We start from the raw sequence: 21847 nt of genomic DNA, 5'->3' as shown, positions 1-21847 counted from the left end.
AATACAATTAGTCATCAAAATAACATTCTAAGAATAAACTGACCTTTTACACCAAAAATTACCTAGCATCTTCAAAAGTTTGTAACGTAAGAGTAGAGTGATAGAACAGTTATTTGCTGGGACAGCCTTTTCATTTGTATCTTTCTATATGAATAGCAATCGGTGATAAATATCGCTAAGTCGCCATAATCACAATAAAGATACGAGTCAGACCCTATTAGGTAAACGCGCTATGAATCAGATTAAAAAATCAAACAAACTCGAACATGTCTGTTACGACATTAGAGGTCCGGTTTTGCAAGAAGCAAAACGTCTGGAAGAAGAAGGTAACAAAGTTTTAAAACTCAATATTGGTAACCCAGCACCTTTTGGCTTTGAAGCACCTGATGAAATTTTAGTAGATGTGATCCGCAATCTACCAAGCTCTCAGGGTTATAGTGACTCCAAAGGTCTATTTTCGGCGCGTAAAGCTATCATGCAGCATTATCAAGCTCGTGATATGCGTGATATCACGGTTGAAGACATTTATATTGGTAACGGTGTTTCCGAGTTAATCGTACAAGCAATGCAAGCCTTATTGAATAATGGCGATGAAATGCTAGTACCTGCGCCTGATTATCCTTTATGGACTGCCGCAGTTTCTCTTTCGGGAGGAAATGCCGTTCACTATATGTGTGACGAGCAACAAGGTTGGTTCCCTGATTTAGATGATATCCGCAGTAAAATTACAAAAAATACTCGCGGCATTGTTATTATCAACCCAAATAACCCAACGGGTGCGGTATATAGCAAAGATATTCTAATGGAAATCGTTGAAATAGCTCGTCAGCATGACCTGATTATCTTTGCAGATGAGATCTACGATAAAATTCTCTATGATGATGCAGAGCATCACTCTATTGCTGCAATGGCACCGGATTTATTAACCGTCACTTTTAATGGTTTATCAAAAACCTATCGTGTTGCTGGTTTTCGTCAAGGTTGGATGGTACTAAACGGCCCTAAAAAACATGCTAAAAGCTATATTGAAGGCTTGAATATGTTAGCGTCTATGCGTTTATGCGCTAACGTTCCGATGCAACATGCCATTCAAACTGCATTAGGCGGCTATCAAAGTATTAGTGAATTTATCCTTCCGGGAGGTCGCTTATACGAACAACGTAATCGAGCTTGGGAGCTGATCAATCAAATTCCTGGTGTTTCTTGCGTTAAGCCAATGGGTGCTCTTTATATGTTCCCTAAAATTGACTTAAATCGCTACAGTATTAAAGACGATCAGAAAATGATCCTCGATTTATTGTTGCAAGAAAAAGTGCTATTAGTACAAGGAACGGCATTTAACTGGCCACACCCAGACCATTTCCGTATCGTTACCCTTCCTCGTGAAGATGATTTAGATATGGCAATTCAAAAATTTGGTCGTTTTATCGTGGGTTATCACCAATAAGACTTATCAAATCAAAATAAAACGCAGTATAACAATCAGTTATATTGCGTTTTTTTATTTTCTTTTTTATTTACGTTTACATCTGTTAATTATCCACTCACAATAATCACTTCAATCACGCAATTGGGAGATATTATGAGTTACTTTTTTGCCCACCTTTCTCGCTTAAAACTCATTACTCGTTGGCCTTTAATGCGTAACATTCGCCAAGAAAATGTGTCTGAGCACAGTTTACAAGTGGCTTTTGTTGCCCATGCCTTAGCGGTGATTAAAAATCGTAAATTTGATGGCAATGTCAATGCCGAACGAATTGCATTACAAGCGATGTATCATGATGCAAGCGAAGTGATCACTGGCGATATGCCAACGCCTATTAAATATCACAATCCTCAAATTGCTCATGAATATAAAAAAATAGAAAAATACGCGCAGCAAAAACTAATTGAAATGTTACCCGAAGAATTACAAGATGACTTTCGCACTCTTATTGATGAGCAATTACATAGCGAGGAAGAAACCTTTATTGTAAAACAAGCCGATAGTCTGTGTGCTTATTTAAAATGCCTTGAAGAGTTAGCAGCCGGTAATAGCGAATTTAATCTGGCTAAAAATCGGTTAGAAAAGACCCTAGCAGAAAGACATAGCCCAGAAATGGACTATTTTATGAAGGTGTTTGTACCAGGGTTTAGTTTATCGCTTGATGAAATTAGTGAGTGATAATAATCACTCACTTTAAAGTTGATACTATAATTTAATGATATAAATCAATCTTCATTTTTTACATCGTTTTTATCAGGATTAATATCCTTATCATTCATACCTTTTATATTTTCCATTTCCTTTATATTTTCTGCTAAAAACTTCAATGTATTGGATTCAAAACTTACGATCAAACCTTCTGTTAATTTATTTAGCCTCTCAATTTTGCTATTATCTTTACCAATAACTAGATTTCTTATTCCTTTCATACCTCTAATAAATACATTACTTCTATTGATACTTTTTGTTTTTCCCATAGCAAGCATTATTATATCATTTTTATTTTCATTAAGTTTTAGTGCTTTCATATAATCTAATGTTTGGTCAATTGCCGAATTAACTGTCTCTAATCGTTTTTCTGAGTTTAATGTTGCAGCAAACTCTAAACCTTTATCTTTGATCATTTTTTCAATAATATTTTCGGCTTGTTCTAAATTAACATGAATATTATTGTCATTAAGATAGTGTTCAGCAATTCCTTGAAAAATATCATGTGTATTTAAATCACTTTTATTTCTAACAATATTTTTATTTTTAAAATCATTAACAAGTTCAAAAAGACCTTCTATTTTTTTATCAAATTTATTTGACTCCATTGTTTTTAATATATTTTTCGCTCTATTAGTGATATTCAACTTATTTTTTCCAGCGTCTATATATCCTTGGTATTTCTCATTTAAATAATCCTTTACATACTCAACAGAATCATTCTTATTATTATTTTCTAATATAGAAAAGATTATTGCTTCATCTGCATTGTTTAATTCTAATGAAATAGAAAAATTAGTCATTGCTTTTGATGCTTTATCATGAAACTCAGGTGCTAATGAAGTAAAATTATTATACTTTGATAATATCTCATTCCCCACACTTTCTTTATTATTCATCAAATTATTCGCGATCAATCCTTTAAAAACAGTACGACGTGTAGAAATAGCCTGTTTTATCTGTTTTAGATCATCGCTAACACTTTGAGTCAAATTTTTATTATGTTCACTAGAAAAAACAATATTTTTATTATTTACTCTTGCTGTTGATTTACCCTGGCTATTTTTTTCTATTATTATCTCTTTTATTTTATTACTTAATACTTTGTTACTTTCTTTTGATGTATGATTATTGCCATTAGTTTTAAACTCTCTACTATTGTTTGATATAGTGCTTATTCTATTGTCATCTTGAGTACTTTTATCATTCTGAATCAAAATTTTGTTTGAGGTGCTTATTGAATTTATACACATTATATGTCTCTCTTATTAAATTATTTTCAGATCAATAATATGACTATACTTTTTTTTCTAAGAAAGATTTTCAGAAAACACACATTCATAGATATGTCGCATACATCAAATAAAAAACATCGCCCAATAAATAAAAAACGCTGTTTATTAATTAACAAACAGCGTTTCAGCAAAACAAAAGTATTAATATTTAGAATGGGAATAATAGCGGGATCAGGAAGACACTAATCAACATCACAATAACCGTAAATGGCACACCAATCTTCATAAAGTCGGCAAACTTATAACCACCCGGCTCCAGGATCAGCGTATTAACAGGCGATGAAACTGGCGTCATAAATGCTGCAGATGCTGCAACACCTATCACCATTGCAAATGGTAGTGGAGAAACATTCATTTGGTTAGCCGCAGCTATAGCAATTGGTGCCATTAATACCGCCGTTGCCGTATTGGAAATAAACAACCCAATTGATGCACAAAGTATAAATAAACACACCAACATCACTTGAGGACCAGCACTACCCGCAACATCCATTAAACCATTAACAATAAGCTCTATACCGCCTGTTTTTTGTAATGCGGCTGCAAAAGGCATCATACCGACAATTAAAATAATACTTGGCCAATGAATAGAGCGATAAGCACTTTCCATATCAATACAACGGAATTTACCCATTAACAAACAGGCAATAAGTGCCGCAATAAAATTAGGGACTTCATTCGTCACCATTAACGCCACCATTAGTGCTAACGAAAACAGTGCATGAGGAGCTTGGGATGAAGCAGGGGCAACAGTTTCAATTTCTGCAGCTAAATTTAACACAATAAAATTACGTGGTTTCGTCGAAAGAATACGGATTAATTTCCAATCACCAATCACCAATAACACATCACCAAGGCGTAATGGCTCATCGACAATTTTACCCGGTAAAGCACTTCCTTCACGACGAATAGCAACCACGTTTAGTCCATAACGGGTACGAAATTTTATTTCTCTTAATGATTTGCCTAATAATTCGGAATCAGGATTCATGGAGACTTCAGCAAGCCCTACATCACGAGATTGTTCAGAAAAATATTCACCCCGCAATACCATTGGCTCTAATAGCTGTTCACGGCAAAACTCACGTAAATCGACATCACTGGCTGACATATCAACTAATAAAACATCACGCTCTCTTAATTCAGTACCACCCGTTGCGCTAACCATAACACGCCGAAAGCGCCTCCAGCGTTCAATACCGACAACGTTTGCACCATAACGAGAACGTAAATGTAATTCATCAAGTGAATGACCGACTAGCGGAGAACCTTTACGAATGGCTAAACGACGAGCACGCCCAGCTAACTGATAATCACGAATAAGATCACGGAAAGTCCGACGATAAGCTTCTTTTTGCTTACCATTATCGTTATTTCCTAGCCATCGACGTACCACCAGCATATAGAGAATGCCTGCGAATAATACGGCGATACCAATAGGTGTAATGGAGAAAAACTGAAAACTCGGTAAACCTTCTCTGACTAATTCACTGTTAACAACCATATTAGGTGGTGTTGCCACTAAGGTCATTAATCCACTAATCAGTCCAGCAAAGCCTAACGGCATCATTAAACGACCTGGCGATGTTTTCATTCGAGCAGCAACACTCAATACAACAGGAATAAAGATGGCAACAACACCTGTTGAACTCATGAAAGCACCTAAACTTGCAACGCATATCATTAATAGCACAAGCATTTTAACTTCACTGCTACCCGCGACACGAACTAGCCAGTCCCCCATTTGATAAGCCACACCTGTTCTCACTAACCCTTCACCAATAACAAAAAGGGCCGCAATAAGTAATACGTTAGGATCGCTAAACCCTACCGTGGCTTCATTTAATGAGAGAGTACCGCTAAGAACGAATGCGATGATGACAAGTAAAGCGACCACATCCATGCGGATTTTGTTGGTCGTAAAAAGGACAATAGCTATCAATAGCAGGCTTAAAACCCATAATAATTCGCTATTCAAAATGGCCTCGATCAGCAATAAGTGAAAACAGTTTAAGACATCAATTCACTACATTGATAAGTAGACCATTTTTACAACAATAAATCTTCTAATATGATCAAAGAAAAGACTATCTTTTGTGCGTTATTATTACTTTTTCAGCTTGCTTCTCGATTTGAATATCATTTAAAGAATCAATAATTAAATGAATCTCATTACGGCGAGGGAGAGAAAGAGGGGCATGAACGGCAACAACTTGGCATCCCGCATCTAAACCAGAGTAGAGCCCCGCAGCTGCATCTTCAAAAACCACACAATCTTGTGGTAATAATCCCAACTTTTTGGCACCTAAAAGATAAGGCTCGGGATTAGGTTTACCTTTACTAATGCATTCCGCTGTAACCCAATGCTTAGGTTCTGGAATACCCGTAACAGATTGGCGTGTTGTTGCGATCGGAACCGTACCTGATGTGACAATCGCCCACGGAATATTTAAGTCATTAAGGCGATTAATTAACTCAATAGCCCCCGGAAGCGGGGCTAAACCTTCTATTTGTGTTGATTCTAATTTCTCTAACCAACGAAATGTCTCGGTTATCTCTTGTTCGGTGGCATTAGGCATAAAATGGCGAATCGACTCAATAGCAGGCTTTCCGTGGATGTAGTCATTAATCTCTTGTGTTGATACACCGACACGCTCACCAAATAACGCCCAACAATGTTCAACAACTGGTAATGAATCGACTAATGTTCCATCTAAATCAAACAGAAAACCTTTACATGTGATTGCCATATTTTATGCCTACTTTTACCTTATAGTGATGCGTTAACTATTATGTACTGCAATTACGCATTAAGTATTTGCTGGATTTCAACGGCGCTAAGGTGATATTGGCGAGGGCACGCTAACCAAACATTAAGCATTCTTTGGTATTTTTCCCACATTGGTGTTTGAGAGTTAAAACCATGACTGCCACTATCGAAATGCGTGTAACGCCCTTCTGTATTCACCATAAAACGCACATAGCTAAGATAGCGGGATTCTGTCGCCGCATCAAAGCCTATAAATGCGACACGTCGAGCATCTGGCATCTCTTGTTCTTTTAAGTTATCACGAGAAACTTGCAGTGCATGGTACATTTCCATGACGTTAATAATGGTACGGCAAGTCTCTTCTGACATTTCATCGAAGTCACGATCAAGTTCACGTAATTGTAATCCATAACCACGTTCAATAATTGTCTGATAGCGACGATAACGTTCAGCGTTATCAGGATCCATCATAGTCATCATTTTATACTGATTAGAGAGGATCAAGCGTTGTGCGTGTGTCATTTCCATCATTAATTCTCCAAAGAAATCATTGAGGAGAGCATGACATTAATCAAAAGTATTGAGTAGTGCTAACTACGCGTTTTTTGATCTCAACGGGGTAATTCAGATGACAATAATGACAAACGAAGAAGGTAGAACAAATGTTCTACACATCATCAAGAAAAGAACGATCCAGTTGCTTAAAAACACGTTTTAATAAATGGGCTAAAGAAAGGTAAGTCGGTGTTTGCTCTACAGGGGCTAAAGCGATACCTGCTTCTTCAAATTTCTCACGAATTTCATAAAACCAGCGCAATAACGTAGCAGGAAGAGGCGTTGCTGCACGCTTGCCTAACCACCATAATCCTTGCATTGGCAAGCTACAAGCAAAGAGCGCTGTTGTAATTGCTGGCCCTAAATTGCCGCCTAATGCGATTTGCCATGTCATTGTAAAAATGGCGATAGGTGGCATATAGCGAATACCAAAGCGCGTGGCTTTGACAATACGATTTTCAGGGAAAACAGGCGCTAACTGCTTTTCAACCGGCCAGGTTTTTAAATACTCGTTACCCAAACGAAGCTTCTTAAAAAAGCCGGGGGGAGTCACTGTCGGTTCGCTCATAATGACCTCAATCAATTTCTTTTGTAACTTTTAAAAAATATCTATAAAGAATAAAAATCTTTTAGTAGAATTAAGTATATTTTGTCTTTGTTGCCTTTACTCTGTATCCTGTGCCCATTCTAAAGCTTTGTGGCAATAAAGCGCTATATTTTGTTTGCCGGCGTGATTTTCAACCCTTTTCGCCGATTTTAACGCGAAAAGTTAATGGGTGAATAAAAATCGTCCAATTAATGATTGGCAACTATAATTAGCATCAAGTTTTTTACTTTAAGCATGATGCGCGTCATTAATGTCATCATAGGAATGCGATAGGCTTTTATGATTGACGTTTTATTAACCACCGTCTTTATAATATAAAAGACACTACGACAACAAGATAAATAGGTAATTCCATGTCAAGTAAGCTGGTGCTGGTACTGAACTGCGGTAGTTCTTCTCTTAAATTTGCAATTATCAACCCAGAAAATGGTGATGAATTCCTGTCAGGTTTGGCTGAATGCTTCAACCTTCCTGAAGCCCGCCTGAAATGGAAAATGGATGGCCAGAAACACGAAGCTGCGTTAGGCGCAGGCGCTGCTCATAGCGAAGCATTAAACTTCATCGTAAATACTATTCTGGCTCAAAAACCAGAACTTTCTGCACAAATCGCGTCTATTGGTCACCGTATTGTTCATGGTGGCGAGAAATTCACTAAATCTGTCGTGATCACTGACGACGTTATCAAAGGTATTGAAGCAGCAATCCCATTTGCACCATTGCATAACCCAGCTCACCTTATTGGTATTGAAGAAGCACGTAAAGCATTCCCTCATTTAATTGAAAAAATGGTTGCTGTATTTGACACTGCATTCCATCAAACAATGCCAGAAGAAGCTTATTTGTATGCTCTGCCATACAGCTTATATAAAGATCACAGCATCCGTCGTTATGGTGCTCACGGAACTAGCCATTTCTTCGTTTCTCGTGAAGCCGCTAAAATGTTAAACAAACCTGTTGATGAGCTGAACGTAATCACTTGCCATTTAGGTAATGGTGGTTCTGTTTCTGCTATCGTTAATGGTAAATGTGTTGATACTTCTATGGGGCTGACTCCATTAGAAGGTTTAGTCATGGGTACTCGTAGTGGTGATATCGATCCTGCTATCGTGTTCCATTTACATGATGCTTTAGGCATGAGCGTTGAAGACATCAACAAACTGCTGACTAAAGAATCTGGTTTATTAGGTTTAACTGAAGTCACTAGTGACTGCCGTTATGTTGAAGATAACTACGACACTAAAGCAGATGCTAAACGTGCAATGGACGTTTACTGCCATCGTTTAGCGAAATACATCGGTTCTTACTGTGCACTGATGGAAGGTCGTTTAGATGCTATTATCTTTACTGGTGGTATCGGTGAAAACGCAGCAATGGTACGTGAATTATCACTGAAAAAACTGGCTCTGTTAGGTTTTGAAGTTGATCATCAACGTAACTTAGATGCACGTTTCGGTAAATCAGGCACTATCACTACCGATAACAGCCGTCTTGCTGTTGTTATCCCAACTAACGAAGAGTTAGTTATCGCTCAGGACGCAAGTCGCCTGACCGCTTAAGTTCTTTGATGTACTGCCAGTGTAATACTGGCAGTACTGTTTTACATAACGAGCAACCGATATTTAAAGAGGTTTCCGTGTCCCGTACAATTATGCTAGTCCCAACTGATACACGCGTAGGTTTAACCAGCGTCAGCTTGGGTGTTATCCGTTCTATGGAACAAAAAGGCGTTAGCCTGAGCGTGTTCAAACCAATTGCACAACCTCGTGTAAAAGGCGCGTTAGATCAGACAACTGCGATTATCCGCTCTCACTCCACTATTCAATCATCAGAACCTTTAAACATGGATTATGTTGAGTCTCTACTCAGCTCAAACCAAAAAGATGTTTTGATGGAAGAAATTGTTGCTAGATACCATGAAAACACCGCTGATGCAGAAGTTATTCTCATCGAAGGTCTGGTACCTATGCGTAAGCACCCTTTTGCACAATCATTAAACTATGAAATTGCAAAAACATTAGGTGCTGAAATTGTTTTCGTTACTGCATTAGGTAACAACACTGTTGAACAGCTAAAAGAGCGTATCGAATTTGCGCGTGCTGAATTCGGCGGTGTAAAAAACCAAAATATCACAGGCGTTATTGTTAACAAACTAAATGCACCTGTTGATGATCAAGGCCGTACTCGCCCTGACTTATCTGAAATCTTTGATGATTCAAGTAAAGCGATTATCTCTAATGTCGATTTAAAAACCATCGAAAAAAATAGCCCACTGCCTTTACTGGGTTGCATTCCATGGAACTTCGATTTAATCGCCACTCGTGCAACAGATATGGCAAAACACTTAAATGCGACTATCGTCAATAAAGGCGATATTGAAACCCGTCGTATTAAGTCTGTTACTTTCTGTGCACGCAGTATTCCACACATGTTAGAGCATTTCCGTCCTGGTTCACTTTTAGTGACTTCAGCGGATCGCCCTGATGTATTAGTTTCAGCATGCCTTGCAGCAATGAATGGCGTTGAAATTGGTGCAATCCTACTAACAGGTGGTTACCAAATCGATGCACCAATCAAACAACTTTGTGAACGTGCATTTGAAACTGGCTTACCAATCTTTATGGTTAGTGCGAACACTTGGCAGACCTCTTTAAATCTGCAAAGCTTTAGCTTAGAAGTTCCTGCTGATGACCATGAACGTATTGAAAAAATTCAGAACTACGTTGCTCAACATATCAATACACAATGGATTGATTCACTGACAGCGAACTCTGAACGCCCTAACCGCCTATCACCACCAGCATTCCGTTATCAGTTAACAGAACTAGCACGTAAAGCGAAAAAACGTATCGTTTTACCTGAAGGTGATGAGCCACGTACTGTCAAAGCTGCAGCAATTTGTGCTGAACGTGGTATCGCAACTTGCGTACTGTTAGGCGATCCTGAAGAAATTCGTCGTGTAGCAACTGCACAAGGTGTTGAATTAGGTACAGGCATTGAGTTAGTCGATCCTAAAGAAGTCCGTGAAATCTATGTGCCTCGCTTAGTTGAACTGCGTAAAAGCAAAGGTATGACAGAGGTTGTTGCTCGTGAACAGTTAGAAGATAACGTTGTTCTTGGCACATTAATGCTGGAAAAAGGTGAAGTAGATGGCCTAGTTTCTGGTGCTGTTCATACTACCGCTAACACTATTCGCCCACCATTACAGTTAATCAAAACTGCACCAGGTAGCTCATTAGTGTCTTCTGTGTTCTTTATGCTGTTACCTGAACAAGTTTATGTTTATGGTGACTGTGCAATTAACCCAGATCCAACAGCAGAACAACTGGCTGAAATCGCAATTCAATCTGCAGATTCTGCAATTGCATTCGGTATCGACCCACGCGTTGCGATGATCTCTTATTCTACTGGTAACTCTGGTGCAGGTAGCGATGTAGAGAAAGTTCGTGAAGCGACACGTTTAGCACAAGAAAAACGCCCTGATCTGATGATTGATGGTCCTTTACAATACGACGCGGCTGTTATGGCTGACGTTGCTAAATCTAAAGCGCCAAATTCACCTGTTGCAGGTAAAGCGACTGTGTTTATCTTCCCTGATCTGAACACCGGTAACACTACTTATAAAGCGGTACAACGTTCAGCTGACTTGGTTTCAATCGGACCAATGTTACAAGGTATGCGTAAACCAGTGAATGACCTTTCTCGTGGTGCATTAGTGGATGATATCGTCTACACCGTTGCGTTAACAGCAATTCAAGCAAGCCAACAAGAAAACGCATAATTACTGAAGTTCGCTTCAAATAAAAAACGCCAGATGATTGATTTCATCTGGCGTTTTTTTATTCTACAGATTTTTAATTTACTAAAATTCGAAGCAGTGTCAACGTCGATTCTGTCTCCTTTATAAAGGAGAATCAAGAAAAATCTCGCATATAAACTCCCAATACAAATACAACTAACATATTGATTTTAATCGTTTATTTATATTGTTTTTATTCAAAAAAAGATAGAAATGGGGTAGGTTTCTGTTAGTATGCAGGTGGGTGCTTGGATCATTTTGGTTCAAGCATTAGTGAGAGCCAAAAAGACGAAAGCCCCGAATTCTATTTTATTAAAATCCGAGGCAGTCTCAAACCAGACAACTTGATTCTGTCTCCTTTATAAAGGAGTGTCAAGAGAAATGGCTAAATTTGCCCTGATGGGGCTGATTGCTGTCTGTGTGACAGCACTGTGTTTATCATTACTTAGACATGAAAGATTATGCTCTTTCAATATTCGTAGTGGTCATACAGTAGTTCAAGCGACTTTATCTTGCGATAAATAGCTTTGTGGGGGAATTTTCCCCCACAATTTCTCATCACACGTTGTTGCGTTTTGTGGTTACAAGCACCCTACTTTAATCCACTAATACCCGTTGATTGGTTGCACCCCATAAAATCGACATCTCTGTAAATAATGCACCACTGATATCTTCAACTTCTTCAGCTGTAATTTCGCTATTACCTTGCTTACCAAAGAACACGACTTCATCCCCTGATTTGATATTTTTAAGATCTGTAATATCAACAATCACCGTATTCATTGACGTTTTACCTAAAACAGGCACACGTTGGCCACCAATTAAAGCATGCCCTGCATTACTAAAAACGCGGCGATAGCCATCTGCATAACCGACAGGAATATTCGCTAATACCGAGTCACGTTTTAGTGTGTAAGTACGGTCATAACCAACAGTATTACCTTTAGGATAATAATTGATTGAAGCAATATTCGATTTAAACGTCATAACACGTTTGTAATCTGTACTTGCGATAGTATCGCCATAGAAAATTCCGCCCACACGCACCATATCTAGCCATGATTCAGGTACGGTAATTGTGGCGAACGTATTTGCCATATGCAGAGTGACATCTTTACGATTTAGTCCTGTAACATCCAATACCTTTTGTGATTGCTGTTTAAAACGAGCAAGATCTTCTCTTACTTTATCAGCATCTTCTTCAGGATAGTGAGACATAATGCCAACCACTTTAAGGTTAGCTAATTGAGCAATTTGCTTCGCCTCTTCAAGCCCTGCATTATTATTCACTTCTAATCCATTACGAGACATTCCACCTGAATTTAAAGCTAAATGAATAGGGATCACTCTATTTTGTTGTTTAGCAATGGCATCTAATTTTCTAGCCATATCTAAATTACCAATCAATTCTTCCACGTTATAGCTTGTTGCCTGAGCCATCTCTTGCTCTGTGGCATTACGTACACGCATTAAACGGCCTTGGAATCCTAGATCACGAACTTCTTTTAGCTCTTGGTTATTCGTTACGCCAATACATTGCACATTATTTTCAATCATAACAGGTGCAACTAATGATAAATCATGACCATATGCATCGCCTTTTAAAACAGCACAAAGAGAGGATTTATCACCTAAAAGTGATTGTACTTTCTTCACATTAAAATCGAGCGCACTACGTGAGATTTCAATCCATGAGTTATTCACGATTGCAGGTTGAACCTGCGCCGTTTGAGTCACGGGAGGATTGTGATTAATCGGTTGTTGGCAAGCAGTGATAACAAAAAGTGGTAACAACGCAAGATATCGAATACCAAAAGACATCTTCTTTTTCCTTAGTGATTGTGATGTAAACCTATTTTTATAATTAATTAGGTACGAAAATATACACACAGTGAATATTCACTCAGGATAATAGCATTATTATTCACAAAATAAACATATAAATTCACATAAAAAAACGCCCCAATGAATTAATTTCAATGAGGCGTTTATCTATCTTAATTCTTAAAACAATCAGCGAACAATAATACCTAACAGAATACCGATAACACCAAAGTCTGCATCACTAAATGTAGTGTTAGCAATACCGATATCGCCAAGCACAGGCAAGAGGAATACAGGTAAGAAGGTAATTAATAAACCTTGAGCAAAGGCACCTAAAATAGCACCACGACGTCCACCGGTTGCATTACCAAAGACCCCCGCTGTTGCACCTACAAAGAAGTGAGGAACAACACCTGGAATGATCACCGTCCAATCTAAGGCATAAAGAATGAACATACCGATAACGCCAGCGGCAAAGCTACTTAAAAAGCCGACCAATACCGCATTAGGAGCATAAGGGAACACCACTGGACAATCTAAAGCGGGTTTTGCATTAGGGACTAACTTATCAGAAATACCTTTAAATGCTGGAACGATTTCAGCAATCACCATACGTACACCTTGCAGAATAATATAAACACCTGCTGCAAAGGTTATGGATTGCATCAATGAGAACATAAACCAGTTTTTGCCACCACTGACTTCACGAACAAAAGCATCGCCCGCAAATAAACACGTAATGATAAAAATAATACCCATTGTAAAGGCGATGGCAACAGGCGTATCACGTAAAAATAGTAAACTTTTAGGCACATTCATCTCTTCGGTTGAATGCTCTTTATTACCAAATTTACTGCCGATAAAACCAGCAACAACATAAGAGATAGTCGAGAAGTGTCCTAATGCCACATCATCAGAACCGGTAATTTTTTTCATATAAGGATGAGCAATGGCAGGGAAAAACACCATTGAAATCCCAACAACTAATGAACCTACCGCAACTAATACTGTACCTTCTAAGCCAGCGGTTGCCAGAATAACCGCCACCATCATAGACATAAATAAAGTATGGTGACCCGTTAAGAAAATAAATTTCCACGGGGTTAAACGTGCAATTAAGATATTAATCAACATGGCAAAGAACATAATCATAGCCATCTCTTTACCAAAGCTTTTTTGTGCAATAGAGACAATCGCCTCATTATTTGGCACAACGCCTTGAATACCAAATGCATGTTGGAAAATTGTTGAGAAATCACCCAGTGAGTTGATAACTAACCCTGCACCTGCACCTAAAATAACAAAACCCATAATGGTTTTTACGGTGCCTTTGATACATTCTGTCACTGGTTTTTTCTGGGCGATTAAACCAATTAATGCGATCAAACCCACTAAAATGGCTGGCTCTGAAAGCACATCACTCATTAGAAAGCGGAAAAAGTCCATGATAGGCTCCTTATAACGCGCCTAATTCACGTAATGCGACAGAAAGTTTTTCTTTCATCGCTACTTTGTCAATCATGTTATCCAATGAAACAACCTTTCCATTTACCGCTTGTGAATTGAGTTGCTCTGCAATATCACGCGTACCTACATAGATATCACTTGGTGTGCCTTTTGCTGATCCCAGATCAACGTGATCTACTTCTGCATTCACAGAAATATCTTTTAGGATACTTTTGATGCTCATTTCCATCATTAAGCTACTACCTAAACCATTTCCACACACAACTGTAATTTTCATGATATTCCCCTTGGTAATTTAAATCGTCATTAATAATTGTTGATAACGGCTAATACATCCGTTTTGCTTTTCGCATTAAATAGCTTTTGAATATCTGCATCGTTATCAAAAAGTTCGGCTAATTTCACAATGGCATTAATATGGCTATCGTTATCTGTTGCAGCCAAAACAATCAGTAATTTCACTGGATCGTTTTCATCAGCACCAAATTCAACACCTTGCTCAACAATCGTTAATGCAAGAGAAAGTTGATTAACACCATCTTCAGGACGAGCATGAGGCATCGCAATACCGGGGCCTAAAACATAATATGGCCCTATTTTTTCGTGTGATTTGTAAATTGCATCGATATAACGAGGTTCAATACAACCTTTATCAATCAATGGCTGACATGCCACTTTGACTGCATCTCTCCAATCGATAACGTTTGGAACCACTTGCACCACATCGGGCGTTAATAACGTTTTAAGCATACTTGCAACCTCGATAAGACTCTCTATGAGCTTCGTTATTAAGGATAGTAATCATTAATGGTAGCGCTATCTAGATAGATCATTCGTAATTGTGATAGCGCTATCATTTTAATGAAATGTTAATTGCAGAAAATGCCAACAATTGACACTGTATTGTTTCAGCATAATAGGAAGATTTCAGGTAGGATCTGCGGTTAATAAAATAGGCTAGGCAAGCATAATAACAAATGATCAAAACACGTAAGCGCCGAAATACAGGTCGCGTCACATTACAAGATGTCGCTAAACATGCAGGAGTCGGATCAATGACCGTCTCTCGTGCATTGCGAACCCCTGAATTAGTTTCTGATAAGTTACGAGAAAAAGTTAATCAAGCCGTAGAGGAACTTGGCTATATTCCTAATGCCTCGGCAGGTGCTTTAGCTTCAGCACAAAGTCATATTATTGCGGTACTGTTGCCCTCCTTCACAGATAGAGCCAGTGCAGATTTTATGCAATCTTTACAACAAATACTCAATCGCCATCAATATCAAATTTTAGTGGGTTGCTATGAGCATCAACCTCATAAAGCCAGTGATGTGATTAATATGCTGTTGCAAAGTAATCCTGCCGCATTAGTTGTCTTTGGTTCACAGCTTAGCCCAACTCATTTTTTGCATATCAGTAATGCCAATGTGCCTGTTGTCAGCGTTGCCAGCCAACCAGATGAACAAGCCGCTATTAGTATTGATTGTTCTTATGAGCAAGCGGCATATGATTTAACAAACCATTTAGTCACCCGAGGAAAGCGTTGTATTGGCTATATTGGTGCGTTACAAGGACAACGCCTGCACCACCAGCAAATAACCGGTTGGTCACGAGCGTTACTCAAAAATTATTTAAATGCTGAGCAAAGTGTCACTACACCTGATCCCGCATCTATGGCATACGGTCGACAAGCATTAACAGAGATTTTATTGCGCCAACCCGAACTAGATGCGGTCATTTGTAGCCATGAGAGTATTGCATTAGGTATGATTTTTGAGTGTCAACGTCGATTAATTAAGATCCCACAAGATCTGGCTATCGCTTGTTTAGAAGGCTCTGAAAATAGTGATCAGATATCCCCTTCTCTCACATCAATTCGTTTTGATTATCACAAAATGGGAAAAGAGGCAGGAAAACATCTGATAGCACTTTTACAACGTTTAAGAGACGAAGATGATAACGCTATATTCGAAGATACCGTTATCAACTATGCTTATCGATTTGAGTTAGGGCAAAGCACCCCTTAGTCCACAGTTTCTCTACTTTCTAGGCGTGTACTGTTGTTACGTGTTAACCAAAGAGAGAGGGCTTTTAATGAATCAGGCGTGAATTCATCACAGCGCTCAGTAATTTCAGAGGGAGTTAACCAACACACTTCCTCAATTTCTTCTGCTTGCAGTGCGAAGGGTCCATGAGAAACACAGCTAAACAAGCTTCCCCATACACGGCAACTTTCATCATCATAATAAAATTGACCATGCTCAGCAAAAGGGACTCCAGCAATACCTAACTCTTCTTCAGCTTCACGACGCGCACTTTCAAGTAAATTCTCACCTTGCTGAACCACACCACCCGCAGTAGCATCTAACCAACCAGGATAAAAATCTTTTATTTCAGTTCGACGCTGCGCCAAGATTTTCCCCATTCCATCATGAACAACGATATAAGTTGCTCTATGTCTTAGATTTTCAGCTCGCATTTGTTGACGTGTTGCTTGTGCAACGACTTCATTTTTATCATCAACAATATCAACCCATTCAACCAATGCCGTCTTTTCTTGTTCCATCCTCAACAAACCTTTTTTAACCGATACTAAACGATCGTAATTTTTATCCTGAATATACCAAAATCACTATTTTTCACCACTACAATAATCATACGTGACTTGTTTTATCCATCTTGCGCTTTTTTGCTTTTTATGATGTTAAAAGGCAGACTGTGATTATATTGTCTATTTAGTGCCTACTTTATTTTGGAGCTTTTAATGATTGACTTATATTATGCAGATACCCCAAATGGCCAAAAAATAACGCTTTTTCTTGAAGAAACAGGCATACCTTATCAGTTACATCGCATCGATATTAGTAAAGGCGATCAATTTAAACCTGAGTTTTTAGCAATTTCACCCAATAATAAAATTCCCGCGATTGTAGATAATTCACCTATTGATGGTGGTGAGCCTATCTCTATTTTTGAATCAGGTGCTATTCTTATCTATCTAGCTGAAAAAAGTGGCAAATTGCTCAGTCAAAATTTACGAGAAAAAACAACACAACTACAATGGCTGTTTTGGCAAGTGGGGGGATTTGGCCCAATGTTGGGACAAAATCATCACTTCACCCGTTATGCCACAGAAAAAGTCCCTTATGCGATTAAACGTTATACTGAAGAAACACAGCGTTTATATAGTGTATTAGAGAAAAGGTTAGCGCAGTCACCTTACCTTGGGGGCAAAGAGTACAGCATTGCGGATATCGCCACATATACATGGGCTCGTCTGCACGATCACCACAATATTGATTTAGCAAATTATCCCGCAATTGATAAATGGCTAAACAACATTAACCAACGCCCAGCTACGAAAAAACTCTTTAGCTAATATAAGCAATTTATATATCAGGATGATATTTATTCTTTATCAAGCAAGTAGATCAGGAGGATTGTGATGAAAATACTTATCACAGGTGGTACAGGATTAATTGGCAAAGCATTAGTTTGTGAGCTTGCGCTCGCCAATAATGATATTACGGTGCTTTCTCGTTCGCCTCAAAAAGTTTATTCGCATTTTTGTAATGAAATCACCTGCTGGACTCAACTCAACGATAAACAAAATCTTAATGAGTTTGATGCCGTTATTAATCTTGCTGGAGAACCTATTGCTGATAACCGTTGGACTCCCTCTCAAAAGCAAAAACTGGTTAATAGCCGTTGTCATTTAACCCAGAAATTGGTTGATTTGATTAAAGCTAGCGATTCTCCTCCAGCAGTTTTCATTTCTGGCTCCGCAGTAGGTTTTTATGGCGATCAAGGTGATACACGAGTTACAGAAGAGACGCCAGCAAATCCTGAGTTTACACATGAACTCTGTGCAAAATGGGAACGTATCGCGCTTGAAGCTCAAACACCATTAACACGAGTTTGCTTGTTGCGTACAGGGATTGTACTTTCAACTCTCGGTGGCGCACTGCCTAAAATGAGCAAACCTTTCAAATTAGGATTAGGTGGCAAATTAGGGAGCGGAAAACAGTATATGCCGTGGATACATATCGATGATATGGTCAGTGCGATTGTTTTCTTGCTTAAGACCCAAGATGCTAAAGGCGCTTTTAACTTAACAGCACCTAACCCAGTACAAAATAAAGAGTTTACTCGCCTATTAGGAAAAGCTTTTAATCGCCCAGCATTAATGACGGTTCCCGAAAGTGTATTGCGTCTAGTGATGGGAGAAAGCGCGACATTAGTATTAGGTGGACAACAAGCCATTCCTGAAAAATTACTCAATGCAGGCTTTGAATTCCGTTATCCACAATTAGAAGAGGCATTAAAAGATATTATTACCACTGGAAAATAATCTCTTTTAATTCGAATTAGGTATTCTACCGAATAGACGCAGTCAACAACGCTGCAACTTGAAGTATGACGAGTAAATACTCTAAATAATTCAAGATGCAGCTAGGCGACAAGTGAATCTATTCCTTGAAAAAACGCCTAGGAGCATACATCAGTATGTGACTAGTGCGAATAAACGCAGTCAACAACGCTATACCTTGAAGTATGACGAGTATACTTAGCGAGTGGGCTTATCGCCCTCCCACCTTTGAAATAAATCATCAGGTAAATCAATCTCAAACTGATCAAGTACACGATTTACTGTTTGATTAACAATATCATCAATCGTTTTAGGCTGAAAATAGAAGGCAGGTACTGGTGGCATAATCACTGCGCCTAACTCAGCAGCCTGTGTCATTAATCGCAAATGACCTAAATGCAGTGGCGTTTCACGCACACATAATACTAACTTACGCCCTTCTTTTAATACCACATCCGCAGCGCGAGTGACTAAGGTATCTGTATAGCTATGAACAATACCTGACAGGCTTTTGATTGAGCAGGGTAATATGACCATTCCATTGACACGAAACGATCCTGAAGAGATAGATGCGCCAATATCGCGATCGTCATAAATCACATCCGCTAAAGCATGAATATCTTTTAGCGAATAATCAGTTTCTAATGAAATCGTACGGCGTGCAGCTTGGCTAATCACTAAATGTGTTTCAACTGACGGCACAGATTTTAGTATCTCTAATAAACGTATACCGTAAATTGCACCACTGGCACCTGTTAGCCCAACTATCAGCTTTTTCATTATAATCCTCAGAATATATACCTTTGTTAATCATTATGATGATTAACCCTCAAAAAACAAGCGTCGATGCAGAACACACTGGCATCGACGCTTTATAAGGAAGGTATCTTACCGAAAAATCAGCCTTCGTTATAGATTTCCAAATTTTCTATTTCATTCTGATCACGAATTTTATGTTCATCATCACGACGTAGATTTTCTAAATAATCCAAGTAATCTTGATCGATATCTTTCGTAATATAAACACCGTCAAATACAGAACATTCAAACTGATTAATATCAGGATTCTCTTCTTGTACTGCGGCGATTAAATCAGTGAGATCTTGGAAAATAAGTCCATCAGCACCAATTAATTTACGAATTTCATCCACTTCACGTCCATGAGCAATAAGCTCATTGGCATTTGGCATATCAATACCATACACATTAGGGAAGCGAACTTCTGGCGCAGCTGAGGCAAAATAGACTTTCTTCGCACCCGCTTCTCTTGCGAGCTCGACAATTTGCTCTGACGTTGTGCCACGGACAATAGAGTCATCAATCAACAGAACATTTTTATCACGAAACTCTGCGCGATTTGCATTCAGTTTACGTCTAACTGACTTACGACGCTCTTGCTGACCCGGCATAATAAAGGTACGACCAACATAGCGATTTTTTACAAAGCCTTGGCGATAAGGTTTATTGAGAATATGCGCAATTTCTAAGGCAATATCACAAGATGTTTCAGGGATTGGGATCACAACATCAATGTGTAAATCATCCCATTCTTTGGCAATTTTAGCGCCTAATTTCTGCCCCATGCGTAAACGCGCATTATAAACCGAAATTTTATCGATAAAGGAATCAGGGCGAGCAAAGTAAACATACTCAAACAAACAAGGCATTAACTGCGGATTTTCAGCACATTGGCGAGTAAAGAGTTGTCCTTGCTCTGTGATATAAACCGCTTCACCCGGTGCAACATCACGTAAAAATTCAAAACCTAAAGTATCAAGCGCAACACTTTCAGATGCGACCATATATTCATGGCGACCATCTTCTAAGGTACGTTTACCCAATACTAAAGGGCGAATACCAAAGGGATCACGAAAAGCCAGTAAGCCATGACCGATGATCAAAGCAACACAAGCATAAGCCCCGCGGAGTTTTTTATGCATTGCCGCAACGGCTGCAAAAATATTATCAGGCTCAAGCGGGAAATGGTCAAAACGGTCTAATTCGTATGCCAATACATTGAGCAGGATTTCAGAATCAGAGGTGGTATTGATATGGCGACGTGCTGTTTCAAATAATTGGCGACGTAATAAATGCGCATTGGTTAAATTACCATTGTGCGCCAACGTAATACCAAAAGGTGAATTCACATAAAAAGGCTGCGCTTCTGATGCACTAGAACTACCCGCAGTTGGATAACGGACATGCCCTATCCCGATAGTACCTTTTAAACGCAACATATGACGGGTTTCGAATACATCTTTAACCAGTCCGTTCGCTTTGCGAAGACGGAAACCGTTGTTACCGTCTATTGTTGCAATGCCTGCTGCATCTTGACCTCGGTGTTGTAACACCGTTAACGCATCATAAATTGATTGGTTTACTGGATTAGCTCCAGCGATACCGACAATACCGCACATGAATAGATCCTCATCAGCCAGACGGAGAGGTTATATTCTCTCCGACACGAAACTTGACGCATTTTGCAGGTAGTCAAAGAACCACCTAATAATATGGTTGAATTGAGGAATAAGCTCAGAACGTTGCCAATCAGCGCTATCTGCCATAGGCGTAAATGCGCCTAAAACAAAAAGTAATGCTGAAACTATCAGCACGCCTCTTAAAGCCCCGAAACAGACCCCCAATACACGATCTGTACCTGATAACCCTGTGCGTTGAACAAGAGAGCTAATCACATAATTCACAACAGCACCGACAATCAGTGTCGCAATAAATAACGTGACTATTGCAATCCCGTTACGAACCAGCTCATCTTCAAACCGGGTAAAATAGACGGCAAGATAAGGATAAAACTGACTAGCAACAAAGAAACCACAACCCCAGGTGATGAGTGACAATGCTTCACGAACAAAGCCACGGATCAGGCTGACTAATGCGGAAAAACCAATAATGGCAATGATGGCGTAATCTATCCAGACCATAAATTCTTTATCCAATAATGATGCTCCGCATTAA

Annotated in this window: 21 protein-coding genes; 8 read left to right on the top strand and 13 right to left on the bottom strand. The window is 38.9% G+C overall.

All coding sequences use genetic code 11. The annotated features are described in order from the left end of the window. Positions 1-232: 232 nt before the first annotated feature. Both JEP36_RS06990 and yfbR read left to right on the top strand, forming a co-directional pair. Positions 233-1447, top strand: a complete 1215-nt coding sequence (locus JEP36_RS06990; protein WP_100158515.1) for a pyridoxal phosphate-dependent aminotransferase — start codon at positions 233-235, stop codon at positions 1445-1447. A gap of 135 nt (positions 1448-1582) precedes the next feature. After that, positions 1583-2164, top strand: a complete 582-nt coding sequence (gene yfbR, locus JEP36_RS06985) for a 5'-deoxynucleotidase (RefSeq protein WP_198625793.1) — start codon at positions 1583-1585, stop codon at positions 2162-2164. Positions 2165-2211: 47 nt separating this feature from the next. Here yfbR and JEP36_RS06980 read toward each other — a convergent pair whose 3' ends face one another. The 5 genes from JEP36_RS06980 to yfbV all read right to left on the bottom strand — a co-directional run bounded on the left by JEP36_RS06980 (position 2212) and on the right by yfbV (position 7382). Continuing rightward, positions 2212-3447, bottom strand: coding sequence for a hypothetical protein (locus JEP36_RS06980; protein WP_198630025.1), 1236 nt, complete (start codon positions 3445-3447; stop codon positions 2212-2214). 190 nt (positions 3448-3637) lie between these two features. Further along, positions 3638-5467: an SLC13 family permease gene (locus tag JEP36_RS06975; RefSeq protein WP_151435577.1), complete on the bottom strand. Its 1830-nt coding sequence runs from the start codon at positions 5465-5467 to the stop codon at positions 3638-3640. Between the two features lie 109 nt (positions 5468-5576). Further along, positions 5577-6239 (bottom strand): sugar phosphatase, encoded by a 663-nt coding sequence (locus JEP36_RS06970; RefSeq protein WP_198619764.1) that lies wholly within the window; start codon positions 6237-6239, stop codon positions 5577-5579. A gap of 53 nt (positions 6240-6292) precedes the next feature. After that, positions 6293-6787, bottom strand: coding sequence for a YfbU family protein (locus JEP36_RS06965; protein ID WP_088495118.1), 495 nt, complete (start codon positions 6785-6787; stop codon positions 6293-6295). A gap of 139 nt (positions 6788-6926) precedes the next feature. Beyond that, positions 6927-7382, bottom strand: a complete 456-nt coding sequence (gene yfbV / locus JEP36_RS06960; protein WP_198630024.1) for a terminus macrodomain insulation protein YfbV — start codon at positions 7380-7382, stop codon at positions 6927-6929. A gap of 392 nt (positions 7383-7774) precedes the next feature. On the opposite strand from yfbV, the gene ackA reads away from it, so the two are divergent. The 3 genes from ackA to JEP36_RS06945 all read left to right on the top strand — a co-directional run bounded on the left by ackA (position 7775) and on the right by JEP36_RS06945 (position 11742). Continuing rightward, on the top strand, positions 7775-8977 hold the full coding sequence (gene ackA / locus JEP36_RS06955) for an acetate kinase (RefSeq protein ID WP_109374116.1): 1203 nt from the start codon (positions 7775-7777) through the stop codon (positions 8975-8977). Between the two features lie 77 nt (positions 8978-9054). Beyond that, the gene (gene pta, locus JEP36_RS06950) at positions 9055-11199 is read left to right on the top strand and encodes a phosphate acetyltransferase (protein WP_109374115.1); all 2145 of its coding nucleotides are present in this window, start codon (positions 9055-9057) and stop codon (positions 11197-11199) included. 399 nt (positions 11200-11598) lie between these two features. Beyond that, complete coding sequence (locus JEP36_RS06945; protein WP_109374114.1) at positions 11599-11742, top strand: Hok/Gef family protein; 144 nt, start codon at positions 11599-11601, stop codon at positions 11740-11742. A gap of 72 nt (positions 11743-11814) precedes the next feature. Here JEP36_RS06945 and alr read toward each other — a convergent pair whose 3' ends face one another. The 4 genes from alr to JEP36_RS06925 all read right to left on the bottom strand — a co-directional run bounded on the left by alr (position 11815) and on the right by JEP36_RS06925 (position 15258). Further along, positions 11815-13038 carry an alanine racemase gene (alr, locus tag JEP36_RS06940; RefSeq protein WP_109374113.1) on the bottom strand — a complete coding sequence of 408 codons (1224 nt, stop codon included), beginning with the start codon at positions 13036-13038 and terminating at the stop codon, positions 11815-11817. Between the two features lie 192 nt (positions 13039-13230). Beyond that, positions 13231-14487, bottom strand: a complete 1257-nt coding sequence (locus JEP36_RS06935) for a PTS ascorbate transporter subunit IIC (RefSeq protein ID WP_196533828.1) — start codon at positions 14485-14487, stop codon at positions 13231-13233. 10 nt (positions 14488-14497) lie between these two features. Further along, positions 14498-14785, bottom strand: coding sequence for a PTS sugar transporter subunit IIB (locus tag JEP36_RS06930; RefSeq protein ID WP_196533829.1), 288 nt, complete (start codon positions 14783-14785; stop codon positions 14498-14500). Between the two features lie 29 nt (positions 14786-14814). Continuing rightward, entirely contained in the window at positions 14815-15258 is a 444-nt protein-coding gene (locus tag JEP36_RS06925) for a PTS sugar transporter subunit IIA (RefSeq protein ID WP_198619763.1), read from the bottom strand. Positions 15259-15485: 227 nt separating this feature from the next. Here JEP36_RS06925 and JEP36_RS06920 point away from each other — a divergent pair, with 227 nt between their 5' ends. Beyond that, entirely contained in the window at positions 15486-16532 is a 1047-nt protein-coding gene (locus tag JEP36_RS06920; RefSeq protein ID WP_109374110.1) for a LacI family DNA-binding transcriptional regulator, read from the top strand. Here the strand turns inward: JEP36_RS06920 and yfcD are convergent. Then, on the bottom strand, positions 16529-17071 hold the full coding sequence (yfcD, locus tag JEP36_RS06915; RefSeq protein ID WP_099073791.1) for an NUDIX hydrolase YfcD: 543 nt from the start codon (positions 17069-17071) through the stop codon (positions 16529-16531). The genes JEP36_RS06920 and yfcD overlap by 4 nt on opposite strands. 198 nt (positions 17072-17269) lie before the next feature. Here yfcD and JEP36_RS06910 point away from each other — a divergent pair, with 198 nt between their 5' ends. Beyond that, a complete protein-coding gene (locus tag JEP36_RS06910) occupies positions 17270-17884 on the top strand; it encodes a glutathione binding-like protein (RefSeq protein WP_109374109.1) in 615 nt (204 codons plus the stop codon). Positions 17885-17950: 66 nt separating this feature from the next. After that, positions 17951-18856 (top strand): TIGR01777 family oxidoreductase, encoded by a 906-nt coding sequence (locus JEP36_RS06905; RefSeq protein WP_198630023.1) that lies wholly within the window; start codon positions 17951-17953, stop codon positions 18854-18856. A gap of 216 nt (positions 18857-19072) precedes the next feature. Here JEP36_RS06905 and JEP36_RS06900 read toward each other — a convergent pair whose 3' ends face one another. The 3 genes from JEP36_RS06900 to cvpA form a co-directional block, all read right to left on the bottom strand. Further along, complete coding sequence (locus JEP36_RS06900) at positions 19073-19654, bottom strand: UbiX family flavin prenyltransferase (RefSeq protein ID WP_198619761.1); 582 nt, start codon at positions 19652-19654, stop codon at positions 19073-19075. 119 nt (positions 19655-19773) lie between these two features. Then, positions 19774-21291: an amidophosphoribosyltransferase gene (gene purF / locus JEP36_RS06895; protein ID WP_075670606.1), complete on the bottom strand. Its 1518-nt coding sequence runs from the start codon at positions 21289-21291 to the stop codon at positions 19774-19776. A 30-nt stretch (positions 21292-21321) separates the two neighbouring features. Next, complete coding sequence (cvpA, locus tag JEP36_RS06890) at positions 21322-21813, bottom strand: colicin V production protein (RefSeq protein ID WP_023581692.1); 492 nt, start codon at positions 21811-21813, stop codon at positions 21322-21324. Positions 21814-21847 lie beyond the last annotated feature (34 nt).

Source organism: Proteus sp. PR00208, assembly GCF_016238545.1.
Classification (GTDB): domain Bacteria; phylum Pseudomonadota; class Gammaproteobacteria; order Enterobacterales; family Enterobacteriaceae; genus Proteus.
The sequence above is the reverse complement of the archived record's forward strand: the minus strand, read 5'-3'. Positions and strand labels throughout refer to the sequence as shown.